Source organism: Heyndrickxia acidiproducens DSM 23148, from assembly GCF_000374345.1.
Classification (GTDB): domain Bacteria; phylum Bacillota; class Bacilli; order Bacillales; family Bacillaceae_C; genus Weizmannia; species Weizmannia acidiproducens.
This window is the reverse complement of sequence record NZ_KB893996.1, coordinates 20,080-33,355: the sequence shown is the minus strand read 5'-3', so window position 1 is coordinate 33,355 and position 13,276 is coordinate 20,080. Positions and strand designations below refer to the sequence as shown.

The following is a 13,276-nucleotide window of genomic DNA, read 5'->3' as shown; positions in this document are numbered from 1 at the left end:
CCCGGCTTTTTTTTGTATTTTTAAACGAAATTTGTCCAAAACGGCGATAGAAAAAGGGCAGATCCGACAAAAGGGAACTTGTTTGTCGGATCTGCCCTTTAAGCTTTTTTAAGCAGCATACGCCGCTTTACTGATCAGTTTTTCTAGCGGCAGATCTATTTATATATTAGACAGCAAGTTAGCCTCTTCTGGCACCACGGCCGCCCCGCTTGGATTCTGTGTTTCTTTTTAACGAGGATAAGCGGTCTTCACTATCTTTCAGAAAACGCGCCATCTTTGACTCAAAATCTTCTTTTGGACGATGGTTATTTGTCCGGTTATGCCTTTGCGGGCGGTGTGACTGCGTGGAATGCTGCGCCTGCTCTTTCGCCTTGCGGATGGATAACCCGATTTTCCCGTCCTTTTCGACATGAATGACTTTGACCTCTACTACATCACCGATTTTCAAATGATCATTGATGTCTTTCACATAATTATCAGCAACTTCGCTGATATGGACAAGCCCTGTTTTTCCATCCGGCAATTCAACGAAAGCCCCAAAATGAGTGATGCCTGTTACTTTCCCTTGTAACTTGCTGCCTACTTCGATTGACATAAAAAAATTTTTCCTCCTTAAAAGATAAAAAATCAACCTTTTATATATTATAACGAACATGAAAAAAGAGTGTCAATACGACACGTCTCCTTCTTCGGCATTCTTTTTGGAATTTGGGATATTGAAAATGATTTCACCCTTTTCGGAAAGAAAGTATTCGCTCCTGGCAAGCTTCGCAATATAATCATTATCCTTTAGTTTTACAATTTCGCCTTTTAATAAGGCCTGCTGCTTGTCGATTTCTTTTACCTTTTGTTCCAGGCCCGCCTTTTGCTGCTGTTTGGCAGCCAGCTGCTCATTCCGGGAAATCAGGGTTGCAACCAGAATATAGGAAATGACAACGGCAACAGCGGTAAACAGCGTCAGCCGCCGCACAAGCAATTTGCGCCTTCTTGCTATAATCTTTTCTTTGACGATTTTCTGCTTTGTATAAGCGTTATCCATTGAAGCAATTTTATGTTCCAATCCTATACCTCCTTATTCCTGTACCCTTATGCAGCAGGCTATTTTTTAAAAAAGCGGCTTAATCGTTTTTTTGCTTTCATAACTATATTCTTTAGAAATCCCCATACTCCTGCAACGTTTGCAAAAAGGTCCGCAAAAAATTTTTTTGCCGGTTCCGGAACGAAATGCCAAATGGCTGTTCCAATCCAAATAGCCGGTTTGAAGATGATCTTTAATATCCATAATATCACTTTTGCCAGGCCTTTTACAATAGCGTAAAAGGCCCTTCCTGTACCTAAGACAAGTGCCGCCAAACCCAGTATCAACCATCTGGCCGGGTTGAAGATGACCAGGCGGAACAAACGGGTGATCATACGTGCAATGCTGACGGCGGCTTGAATCCACCATTCCAATATACTTAAATAGATCCGTTTCAACAAGGCCTGGTAAGCCGCAAATCCGCAAAAGAGCGCGACGAAAATATAAAAACGGACTTCGCCGGAATTCACCATGAATAATACATAAAAAAGCAACAGGCTGATGCACAGCCAAAATAAAATGTCATGGATAAAAACGATCCATCTTTTTCTTTCGCTCCGTTTTAAAAACCGGTTATACGTATCAAGGGCGCATCCAAAAAAGCTTCCCATGGCGATCATGGCAAGCATCGTATAAAATTGAACAGTCAGGCTCATCGGAACAATTTGCTAAAGAGCCCTTTAGCTTTCTCCCCATGGCTGTCATCCAGGTAAACCAGGTCAAATACCTTCCCTTTAATCGAAACAACGCCTTTATCGACATCCAGGTTTTTCATCTGCAGATTCTGGCCGCGGATTGCTAAAAATCCCATCACCGTTTCGAGCAGAAATTCCTCATTATCAAAACTTTCTACCTGTTTCACCCCTGTAATGTCTAATAGTTTTCTGCCGCGCATTATCACATCATGTTCCTGAAGAACCGGTTTACTATTGGACGGAGTGCTATAAAAATCATTCATCCTGATCCCCACTTTCCTTGTCCAAACTTTGTACTATACTATGCACCGCCTGCAGAAAAAAGACCGAAAACAATCCGTCCCGTATTTCGCATCAATCCTCTTTTTTGCATAAAAAAAAACCGGTATACCGGCTTTTTCCGGCATATCGGTTTTATGTTGTCCCTATTCGTTGATCCGCTTTTCACTGATGATTTTATACATATCGGCGGCTTCTTCTTTCTTCGTGGTTTCTTTTAAACGTTCCACTTTCGCAACGACCACTTTTTGCCCGAACCGGATCGTGAGTTCATCGCCTGCTTTTACATTCGAACTGGCTTTTGCCTGGACGCCGTTAATTTGAATTCTGTCCTGGTCAGCCACTTCCTTTGCCAGTGTTCTCCGTTTAATTAAACGCGATACTTTTAAAAATTTATCCAATCGCATGACTGCCGTTTCCATTTTCTCACCTCATCGATCTTCCTGTTTTTTTGCCAAATTCCAAAAATTATCCAGTTCCTCCAAAGAAAAATCCTCAATCGGCCTTCCGCTTTTCTTTACCTCGTCTTCGATCACCCGGAAGCGCCGGATAAATTTCCGGTTCGTTTTCTCAAGAGCATCTTCCGGGTGAATCGCCATCAAGCGCCCCACATTAATCATGGCAAATAATAAATCGCCAAACTCTGCCGCCTGTTCCTCCTGCCTTCCACGCTCCATCTCTTCAGTAAATTCAGCACACTCTTCCCGGACTTTATCCCAGGCTTGGCGGGCATTTGGCCAATCAAAACCAGCTTTGGCTGCTTTTTTCTGAAGCTCATACGCCCTCAAAAGCGCAGGCAGGCCTTTTGCAATGCCATCGAGCATGGAATGGATTTCTTCTTGAGCATTTCCGGATCGTTCCATTGCTTTAACGCACTGCCAGTTTTTCATCACATCTTCTGAGCCGGATACCTTCACATCGCCGAATACATGCGGGTGGCGGCGGATCATTTTAGAAGCCAGCGCCTCTATTACGTCTTCTATTTGGAACAGGCCTTCATCCTCGCCGATTTGTGCATGCAGCATGACCTGAAGAAGAACATCCCCCAATTCCTCCACAAGATGGCCGTCATCTTTTTCATCGATGGCCTCGAGGACCTCATAGCATTCTTCAATTAAGTATTTTTTCAGGGAGAGATGGGTCTGCTCTTTATCCCATGGACAGCCGCCAGGGCCCCTTAAATCTGCAATAATTTGCCGCAGCGCTGAAAAATCCCTTACATCCCGTCCCTTAAGCGGCGGAACATAGATGCTGGCAAGGTTGTCAAGCGCAAACTGCCTGTCGAGCTCGTATAGCGGGAGAAAAGTGATTTTTTCTTCCATGCTCCCCGCTGCTGAGATGATGGCCACACGATGCTCAACCGGATATTTCTCCATTAATGTAAGTTTCACTTCAGAAGCTATAAAAGCATCATATACCTGGCCAATGATTAAATGCTGGCTGGTCCTGATATCCTTTAGCTGCAAAGCAGTCCCGTCCAGCAATTGGAAACCTTCAATCGGATCGACCTTGACTGCCGCAAATAAAGCATCAATAAAACTCTGGCCGCCGCCGATTTCAATCCCGATTTCATTTGCCGGGCCCTGCTCAAGCAACAGCTGCACGGTTTTTTCTGCGACCAGCGGGTGGCCGGGTACCGCATAGATCAATTCCCCTTTTCCCGCCTCTTTGAACAGGATCCGGACAATTTCATCATATACTTTTTCAAAGCTGCTGCACCGTTCATAGACATCATCCAGTGCTGTAAAATCCATTCCTTCCCGCCGGAGCGCATCAACAGCCGGATGTTCTTTTGTCCGTAAAAAAACACGGCTTCCCCCAATCAGCTGTTTGTACACACCAAGCGGCAGCTGGTTGATATCGCCTGCCCCTAAGCCCACTACCGTTATTTTATGGTTCATCTTTTCCACTCCAATTCTTTCTCCTTAAACCGGTTAGTTTATTGCCAAAAGGGATAAAGGACCATTCTTCATCCGAAAGCAGCCCCATGGCGGCAACGCAGAGAATATAAACCGCACCGCCGACTGCAACGCCCCCCAATGCACCCGGAATACTTGCCATTCTGCCCGGCATCCCGCTGTATGTGAAGAAACGCATCCATACTTGCAGACAGCCGGTCATCATAAGCAGCGCCAGGCTGATTTTTCCGTAAAAGCGGAACGGCAGCGGTTTGAAATGTGCTTTTTCTAATTTTAACATCAATAACAGGGAGATGAACAACAGGGAGACAACCGTTGCGGCGGCTGCCCCCATCGTCCCTAAGCGGGCAACCCACCATTCATTTAATACAAACTTCAGCGCCACCCCTGCTGCAATATAGGCAGCCGGTGCATATACCTGGCCCATTCCCTGAAAAATCCCGGACAAGGTTAAAATCCAGGTGCTGAATAAAATTGAAATCGAAAATACGGTCAGGACAGCCGTTCCCTCGCTGTTTTCAAACAGCATGATATTCGCAAACTTCATCAGGTTCATTAAGCCGACTGCTGCACCGGCGCCAATCATGGTACTGATTTTCACAGCCGAGTAAACTTTTTGTTCCAGCTGCAGACGATTCCCTCTTTTAAATTCCAGCGTAATGATCGGCACAAGGGTGAGGGCGAAGGAAGTCGCAACAACCGTGCCCAGCTGCAAAAACGGCTGTCCCCGGTCATAAATGCCTTTGAGCTTTTTCGCTGTTTCAACATCCAGCCCGGAATCACACAATAGCGCATAAATATCCAGCGCATCGACGAATTGGAACATGACGAGCAGCAGAGCACTGATGCAAATGGCTGTGCCTTCCCATAAGAGGACACGGCAAATGGTTTTGACTTCCTCCCATTGCACCGGCAGCTTATGTTCCCTATTCCCCCGGCTTTTATGGAAAAAGAAAATCAGTACAATAGCGGATACAGCGCCGCCCAACACGGATGCAAAAACGGCCGCCTGTCCTGTCGTATACAGGGAAAAGCCCTGGTGCACCATCCAGAAAGATAAAATGAGGATCAAAAAAACGCGGATACTTTGCTCCAGAACTTGTGAAACAGCAGTCGGAATCATATTGCCCCGGCCCTGGAAATTTCCGCGGATGGTTGAGATAAACGGCATTAACAGAAAAGAACAGGAGACCGTTTTAATCAGCGGTGTGAGCGCTGTATCACCCATCCACACAGAAATTCGGCGGGCGCCGAAAAACACAGCCAGAAACAAGCAGAAACTCACTGCCCCCAAAACAATAAAGACAAGCCGTAAAAACGAGCCGTATTCATCTTTGCCGGAAGCCTGCCTTTCCGCCGCCATTTTGGAGATCACAACGGGAAAGCCGGATGTTGAAAGTGCAATGACAATCCCATATATCGGATAAATTTGCTGATAAATATAAAAACCGATATCCCCCACTATATTTTGAAAAGGGACCCGGTAAACAGCGCTGAGTATTTTTGTGATCACAGAAGAAATGGTTAAGACCATAATGCCTTTAAAAAGCTTAATAGAATCATTTTCCTGCTGCAAACTCTTTTTCTGCCTTTCACAAGGCGCCGCCAAAAAAGCGATGCCGTTCTTGTTTTTGAAATCTTATGTATTATAGCATATTCGTTACACCCATACACCTCCTGCATATTTTTTACAAGTTCATAAAATATATACCCAATGGAAGAAGCACAGGCGGATTGCCTGTGCTTTTCTTATATACAGCATTTCGAAGGCTTAGCGGGCAAGATTATTGCCATACAAAAGATAATAATAAGCGCGTTTTCTTCTTTTTCCGGGAATCTTATTGTTCCATTTGCCTTGCCAGAAAACCGGCTGCCGTTTCAGCTGACTTCTGTTCTACTTCCCCGAACTCACGGTCTTTTGAGAAAATCACGACTGCGCCGATTGGATCTCCGCTTGCCACGATAGGTGCAATCGTATAGGAGGATATCTCATCTTCAAAGCCGTCGACCAGTGCTACTTTTCCTTTTTCGGCCGACAATACCGGACTGCGGTCTTCCATTACTTTTTCAATGACTTCGCCGTTGCTTTTATTCAAATATTCTTTTTTTGATCCCCCGCTGATGGCAATCACTGCATCACGATCGCAGATTAAAACCGGACTGGTTAAACTGTCATATAGTGCTTCAGCATACTCTTTGGCAAAATCGCTCAGTTCACTGATCGGGGAGTACTTTTTCAAGATGACTTCCCCGTCACGGTCCACAAAGATTTCCAGAGGGTCTCCTTCGCGAATACGAAGCGTTCTTCGAATTTCTTTTGGAATGACGACCCTTCCCAAATCATCGATTCGACGAACTATTCCAGTTGCTTTCATCATGTTGCCTCACTTTCATCAGATGATTATCATCCATCCTTCATGTGAATGAGAGATGGTTCTTGCATTCTTTACCTGCGTTGACATTAGTATCTTTCACTTGGCAAGTTATATACATCATGATCCTTTTTTCTACAACAACCATTACATGCATCTGCTTCCATTTCTTAACTTTATTTTCCCATATTTTACCCAATGCAAACACTGAAAGTATAAAAAAAGGTATGCAACCCTATCTTTTGTTGTAAGGATTGCATACCTGCATATGGAAAAGCCTATCCTTTTGTAACGCTGACTTTTTCAACAGATTTGAATGCCTTTCTCAATTCTTTGATCATATCGGAACATGTGGAAAGCCATTCGTTGTCTTTAAAATTTTTGATATTGAGCGTAATTTTAAGCTGATTCCCGTCCATGCCGAAGCCTGCGGAACGGCCGTACTTTTTCACGATATCGACGACCATCGGACCGTTTACCACTTTTGTCCCGGCTTCTGACATCAGAATCGTGATCAGTTGTTTGCTTTGTTTAATAGACGCAAGCATCGCTTCTTTCGCATACACTTTCATTGTTGCAATCGTGAATAAATCGTTAACCTGCTGCGGATATTCGCCAAAACGGTCAACCATCTCTTCTTTTAATTCATCAATATCCTCAATGGTGTCAATGCCCCTGAAACGTTTATACATTTCAATTTTCTGATAGCCGTCTTTGATATAAGCATCCGGGATATAGGCGTCGATATCCAGCTCCACTTCAAACGGCGGCAGTTTTCCGGCTTCCTGATCCCCGCCTTTGCGCTCTTCGATGGCTTCCTTAAGCATTTGCGAGTACAGGTCAAATCCGACAGAATCGATAAAGCCGTGCTGCTGTGCCCCCAACAAGTTCCCCGCACCGCGGATCGCCAAGTCGCGCATTGCAATTTTAAAACCGGACCCAAGCTCGGTAAATTCTTTAATGGCCTGCAGCCTTTTCTCCGATGCCTCGGCTAATACTTTGTCTTTCCTGTAAGTAAAATAGGCATAGGCGACCCGGTTTGAACGGCCGACGCGCCCCCGTAACTGGTATAACTGCGAAAGCCCCATCCGGTCCGCATCATTCACAATCAGGGTATTGACATTCGGAATATCTACACCGGTTTCAATAATGGTAGTGGTGACAAGGACGTCGTATTCCCCTTCCAGAAATCCAAGAATCACCGTTTCCAGCTGGGCTTCAGTCATTTGCCCGTGTGCATAAGTGACCCGCGCATCCGGCACCAGCATCGAGAGCTGTTCAGCCTTTCTTTCTATATCCTCAATCCGGTTATACAAAAAGTATACCTGGCCGTTCCTTGCCAGTTCGCGCTCAATGGCTTCACGCACCGCTTGGTTATTATATTCCATTACATATGTTTGGACAGGAAAGCGGTTCTCAGGCGGGGTTTCAATAATTGATAAATCCCTGACACCGAGCATCGACATGTGCAATGTCCTTGGAATCGGTGTTGCCGTTAGTGTCAGCACATCAACATTGGTTTTGATCTTCTTGATTTTTTCTTTATGGCTGACGCCAAAGCGCTGCTCTTCGTCAACAATCAAAAGGCCTAAATCATGATATTGAATATCCTTTGAGAGCAGACGGTGTGTACCGATTACCATATCAATCGTTCCGTTTTTCAGTCCTTTGATCGTTTCATTCTGCTCTTTTCTTGTCCTGAAACGGCTCAAAAGCCCGACTGTAATCGGATAATCCTGGAACCTTTCCGTAATTGTTTCATAATGCTGCTGCGCAAGGATTGTTGTTGGCACTAACATGGCAACTTGCTTGCCGTCCATAATTGCTTTAAATGCAGCGCGGATGGCCACTTCTGTCTTACCGTAGCCGACATCTCCGCACAGCAGGCGGTCCATTGGCTTGGCTTTTTCCATATCGTGTTTGATTTCCTGAATCGATCGCAGCTGGTCCTCCGTTTCTCTATATGGAAATGCTGCTTCAAATTCCCGCTGCATATCCCCATCCGGCGAAAACGCAAAACCTTTGGCTGATTCCCTTTCTGCGTACAGTTTAATCAAATCATCGGCAATATCCTGGATGGAGGATTGGACTTTCCGCTTGACGCGTTTCCACTCACTTCCGCCCAGTTTATAAATTTTAGGCTCTTTTCCCTCTGATCCGACATACTTTTGGACAAGATCAATCTGGTCAACCGGCACATATAGCTTATCTGAGCCCTGGTATTTGATATGCAGATAGTCTTTATGGACGCCGTTAATGACAAGCGTCTCAATGCCTAAGTATTTGCCGATTCCGTGGTTGACATGGACAACATAATCACCGACATTTAATTCGGAATAACTTTTGATTCTTTCAGCGTTTGACAGCTTCTGGCGGCGCGCCTGTTTCTTCGTCTTTTTATTAAAGAGTTCTTCTTCTGTAATAACCGCAAGCTTAAACATCGGCAATTCAAACCCTGTATTCAGGTTTCCAGTCATTACCTGAATGTAATGCGGAATCACCGGCTGGCCTTCTTTCAAAATTGCCGACTCAATCTCATAGTCTTCCAAAACGCTTTGCAATTTTTGTGCACGTTTGTGGTCCGCTCCCGCAAATACAACCGTAAATTGCCCTTTTTTCCAGCGTTCAACCTCCGTTTTCAAAACGTGCATTTGCCCGTGAAAGGTTTGCATCGGTTTGCAGGCAAGATTAATAATATTCTGCGGGCTCGTATTTGGAATATGGCGCAAAAAGAGCGACAAATAAATACGCTTTAAGCTTTTATGCGCAAGCAGTCCTGATAATGAATGGGAAACGATCAAATCATAAACCATCCGGCCTTCTTCCACCATGGATGTCAACCACTCGGCTTCTTCCTTTTCCAGGTGTTCCTGGATTTCAATCACCCGGCTGAACTCATCCAGAAACAGAATACCGTTATCACCGGCATAATCTAGCAAGCTACCAGGCTTGTCATAGAGGGCCGCCATGTATTTGAAAATCTGCTCCGGTTTCTCACCACTCTTCAATTTTTCAATATCGTATCCAATATTTTGTGCCAGATCCTGTTTTATCTTCTGGTCTTTAATCTTAGCGAGCGTTTTCGTTAAACCATCCTGAACTGCCGCAGCTGCCTTTCGCAAAGTCTGCCTGCCGGTCAAATATTCCATGGCCGGCCCGATTGTAATCGTTTTAAGTTTATGTTTTGAACGCTGGTCATCTGCTGAGAATGTCCGAATCGAATCAACTTCGGCATCAAATAACTCAATTCGGAGCGGGTCTTCTTCCGTCAGCGGATAAATATCTAATATACCGCCCCGCAAACTGAATTCCCCGGGTGCATCGACCATATCCGACCGGTTATAGCCCATATCAATCAATTTTTCCAAAACCTGATCCAACTGGATTTCCTTTCCAACCTCAAACTGCAGCTGGTAGTTTTTCCAGACCTCTATTGGCGGCAGGATTTTTCTTAAGCCGGCCATCGGCACAATTACCATGCAGTTCTTTCGCGACAGCAGCGCATTTAAGACCTCAATACGCTGGGCACGCAGTTCCGGGCTTGCTACCCCCAGTTCAGCGGCAATTAATTCATTGGCCGGATATAAAAATAAGTCCTTTTCACTTACAAATTGGGAAAGATCATCGTATAATTTCTGGGCTTGTAATAGATTATAAGTTAATACAATCGCTGGTTCGTTCAATTTCCGATAGATCGAGGAAATGAACAAGCTTCTTGCTGAGCCGGACAGGCCTGACACAAGCTGTTCCCGCAACCCTTCGGATAAACCTTTTACTACTGAATCAATCTCATCATGTTCGAGCATGATATTTTGCATCCCGTCCAAATATGCCGACTCCTCTCTTTATCATTACATGGATTTTTCATTCTTCTTTAGGATCTTACCCGCATTTATGATTAAAAATATTTAGACAATATGACAGACAAAGCGAAAGATGGAGGAAAAATCCTCCCTGCGCCGGCAGGAAAAATCATGTTTTTCTTTCCTGTTTCCTATTTTCTTCTATACCAAACAGAAAAATGCTTTGGATAAGTTCCAAAGCGCATTACTGTATTAAATAACCATATTCATGGAATTTCGGGTCCTGTTCAAATGAAGCCTGGCAAACTTCACAAATGGCCTGAATACGGAGATTCCCATCAGCCTGGGGAAGGATCATTTCCTTCCTTTCTTCATTTGATAACAAGGAAAACCCCATTCTTTCTACTTGGACATTTCCGTCAAGCGTGCCGATTTTCGTTCCACAATGCCGGCAATAGTAATGAATCGCCATATTGCGGCCTCCTTTATCCTCATTCGTCCGTATTATTATGGACACAGCAGGATAAAGCTATTCATGCCGCTAATTAAAATCGTTCATCACTTCTATGAATGGCTTTGAAATCCATGCTTCACAGGCATCCGCACTTTTTTCCACGGCATTTTGCATGATTTCCCATTCCGCTTTTGAAAATTTTCCCAATACATAATCAGGCATATAGACATCTTTTTCAGGCCGTCCGATTCCAATCCGAATCCGGTTAAATTGTTGGGTTCCGATATGGGCGATCGTCGATTTTATGCCATTATGGCCGCCGGCGCTGCCTTTTTGGCGCAGGCGTATTTTCCCTGCCGGCAGATCCAGATCATCATAAATGACAAGCAGATCTTCCACAGGAATGTGGTAATAGTCCATACAGGCACGGATGGACTCCCCGGATAAATTCATATATGTCAATGGTTTTAAGAGCAGCACTTTTTCACCGCCCAGGTTAAAAACCGCATACATTCCCTTAAATTTTGATTCCTTAAAAGGGGCCTGGAATCTTTCGGATAAACGTTCAACGACTTCAAATCCGATATTATGCCGTGTCTTTTGATATTGGGCGCCGGGATTTCCCAGCCCGACAATACATTTCATCGTAACACCTCAATTTTACTATAACATACTTTTTCGTTTCTTTCTCTTTATGAAAATATGCGGGAGCACAACGGCTATGATTGGAATTTTCTAAAAAAGTGGTTTTTTCCTTTATTCACTATCGTTAGGGAAACCAGCAAATGCCTGATTTCCTCTATCCATTATCCATAAATAAAGGAAAAAGAGCAAGTCTGCCGATCCGAACAGGCTTTGAAACTATGGGGCTGATTGTCATTTATCTCACAAAAAAAGGCGCATTTTTTATACGCCTTTTTTTGTGTGCCATTTTTATTCTGCTGGTTCGGTTGTTTCTCTGCCTTCAAGGTTTTCAGGCGTGCCGGATTCCTGTTGTTCCCCGGTGCTGATTTCTTCTTCCTGGCGAGGCGGTAATACCGAACAAATCGTTTCTGAATCATCATGGTCAATTTTGAAGCTGTATTGGCTGCGGATATCCCCAACTGAAATATTTTCTCCTACCTGTAAATTGGAAATATCAACTTCGATAGATTCAGGGATCTCATTTGGTTTTGCCGTAATCTTCAATTCATGCAAAGACTGCTGCAGCACGCCGCCGTCTCTTACGCCTGCACACGCTTCAGAAAGTGCAACCCGTACTTCCGCTTCAATATCCTCTGACATATTGACTGCCAGAAAATCAATATGAATGATTTTATTTTTAATAGGGTCTGTCTGGATTTCATGGAGCATGACATTTTGTTTCGAACCTTCAACATCCAATGAAAATACAGAATTCCTGCCTTCTTCACGAATGCATTTTAATAAAGAAGCATCATCAACATAGACGGGAGTGTTTTCTACGTTATAACCGTAAACAACACCTGGTATGTAGCCTTTTTCCCTGAGCTGGTGAGTGCTGGAATGATGTTTGCTATCTCTTTTTTTCGCTTCTAGTACATTTGTCATTATCTTGACCTCCAGTAAATTAAGAAAGCATCAACTATAACTTTACCCTCAAGAATTTAAAAGTAAACCCATTTTTTAAAAAAATTTTATGCGAACGATGTTTTATGCCGGAATTTATAATATTTTTTGTTTTAAGAATTGCAGATTACATATCAAATAACGGACTGACAGACTGGTCTTCGTGCACACGGATAATTGCTTCTCCTAACAGTGGCGCAACCGATAATTCCACAAGCTTATCAATTTTGCGCTCTTCCGTAAGATTAATGGAATTCGTAACAACCAGCTCTTTAATCGGCGAATGGCTGATCCGTTCAATTGCCGGGCCGGAAAGAACCGGGTGCGTACAGCTCGCATATACTTCTTTCGCGCCGTTTTCTACAAGTGCATTGGCTGCAAGTGTAATCGTGCCGGCTGTGTCAATAATATCGTCAATCAAAATTGCAATTTTACCATCTACATTCCCGACAATATTCATGACCTCAGCGACATTCGGGCGCGGCCGGCGTTTATCAATAATCGCTATCGGGGCTTTTAACCGTTCAGCAAGTTTGCGTGCTCTTGTTACACCGCCGTGGTCAGGAGATACGATGACAATTTCATCACTGAATTGCTTATCTTTGAAGTATTTAGCCAAAATCGGTACACCCATTAAATGATCAATCGGAATATCGAAAAATCCTTGAATCTGCGGTGCGTGCAAGTCCAGCGTAATGACTCTTGTTGCGCCTGCTGTTTCAAAGAGGTTCGCAACAAGTTTTGCGGTTATGGGTTCACGTGCGCGCGCTTTACGGTCCTGTCTGGCATAACCATAGTAAGGGATAACCAGATTAATCGTACGTGCAGAGGCCCGTTTCAGTGCATCCACCATAATCAGAACTTCCATCAAGTGTTCGTTGACAGGGTCACTTGTTGATTGAATGACATATACATCACAACCACGAATACTCTCTTCAATATTAATTTGAATTTCACCATCGCTGAACTGTGTAACAGAACATTTTCCAAGCTCTACTCCAACGACTCTTGCAATTTCTTCCGCAAGCTTAGGGTTAGAATTTAAAGTGAAAATTTTCAAGTTTGGATCAAGATACTGGTTAGACATGA

13 protein-coding genes are annotated in these 13,276 nt (G+C 44.0%); all 13 read right to left on the bottom strand.

The window, feature by feature from the left end:
• Positions 1–178 precede the first annotated feature (178 nt).
• The 13 genes from C232_RS0109410 to C232_RS0109350 all read right to left on the bottom strand — a co-directional run bounded on the left by C232_RS0109410 (position 179) and on the right by C232_RS0109350 (position 13,274).
• Positions 179–595 carry a S1 domain-containing RNA-binding protein gene (locus tag C232_RS0109410; protein WP_018663688.1) on the bottom strand — a complete coding sequence of 139 codons (417 nt, stop codon included), beginning with the start codon at positions 593–595 and terminating at the stop codon, positions 179–181.
• Between the two features lie 72 nt (positions 596–667).
• On the bottom strand, positions 668–1,060 hold the full coding sequence (locus tag C232_RS0109405) for an FtsB family cell division protein (protein ID WP_018663685.1): 393 nt from the start codon (positions 1,058–1,060) through the stop codon (positions 668–670).
• 38 nt (positions 1,061–1,098) lie between these two features.
• Positions 1,099–1,734 carry a spore cortex biosynthesis protein YabQ gene (gene yabQ / locus C232_RS0109400; protein ID WP_018663683.1) on the bottom strand — a complete coding sequence of 212 codons (636 nt, stop codon included), beginning with the start codon at positions 1,732–1,734 and terminating at the stop codon, positions 1,099–1,101.
• Positions 1,731–2,036 (bottom strand): sporulation protein YabP, encoded by a 306-nt coding sequence (gene yabP / locus C232_RS0109395; protein WP_018663681.1) that lies wholly within the window; start codon positions 2,034–2,036, stop codon positions 1,731–1,733. The genes yabQ and yabP overlap by 4 nt, the downstream gene beginning before the upstream one ends.
• A gap of 162 nt (positions 2,037–2,198) precedes the next feature.
• Entirely contained in the window at positions 2,199–2,459 is a 261-nt protein-coding gene (locus C232_RS0109390) for an RNA-binding S4 domain-containing protein (protein ID WP_026314550.1), read from the bottom strand.
• Between the two features lie 24 nt (positions 2,460–2,483).
• Complete coding sequence (yabN, locus tag C232_RS0109385) at positions 2,484–3,953, bottom strand: bifunctional methyltransferase/pyrophosphohydrolase YabN (RefSeq protein WP_018663677.1); 1,470 nt, start codon at positions 3,951–3,953, stop codon at positions 2,484–2,486.
• The gene (locus tag C232_RS0109380; RefSeq protein ID WP_018663675.1) at positions 3,943–5,547 is read right to left on the bottom strand and encodes a putative polysaccharide biosynthesis protein; all 1,605 of its coding nucleotides are present in this window, start codon (positions 5,545–5,547) and stop codon (positions 3,943–3,945) included. The genes yabN and C232_RS0109380 overlap by 11 nt, the downstream gene beginning before the upstream one ends.
• Before the next feature lie 262 nt (positions 5,548–5,809).
• Positions 5,810–6,346, bottom strand: a complete 537-nt coding sequence (gene spoVT, locus C232_RS0109375; RefSeq protein ID WP_018663672.1) for a stage V sporulation protein T — start codon at positions 6,344–6,346, stop codon at positions 5,810–5,812.
• 275 nt (positions 6,347–6,621) lie between these two features.
• Positions 6,622–10,170, bottom strand: coding sequence for a transcription-repair coupling factor (gene mfd, locus C232_RS0109370; RefSeq protein WP_018663670.1), 3,549 nt, complete (start codon positions 10,168–10,170; stop codon positions 6,622–6,624).
• Positions 10,171–10,390: 220 nt separating this feature from the next.
• The gene (locus tag C232_RS0109365; RefSeq protein ID WP_018663668.1) at positions 10,391–10,618 is read right to left on the bottom strand and encodes an anti-sigma-F factor Fin; all 228 of its coding nucleotides are present in this window, start codon (positions 10,616–10,618) and stop codon (positions 10,391–10,393) included.
• A 69-nt stretch (positions 10,619–10,687) separates the two neighbouring features.
• Positions 10,688–11,245 carry an aminoacyl-tRNA hydrolase gene (pth, locus tag C232_RS0109360; protein WP_018663666.1) on the bottom strand — a complete coding sequence of 186 codons (558 nt, stop codon included), beginning with the start codon at positions 11,243–11,245 and terminating at the stop codon, positions 10,688–10,690.
• A 288-nt stretch (positions 11,246–11,533) separates the two neighbouring features.
• Positions 11,534–12,169, bottom strand: a complete 636-nt coding sequence (locus tag C232_RS0109355; protein ID WP_018663664.1) for a 50S ribosomal protein L25/general stress protein Ctc — start codon at positions 12,167–12,169, stop codon at positions 11,534–11,536.
• Between the two features lie 145 nt (positions 12,170–12,314).
• On the bottom strand, positions 12,315–13,274 hold the full coding sequence (locus tag C232_RS0109350) for a ribose-phosphate diphosphokinase (protein ID WP_018663662.1): 960 nt from the start codon (positions 13,272–13,274) through the stop codon (positions 12,315–12,317).
• Positions 13,275–13,276 lie beyond the last annotated feature (2 nt).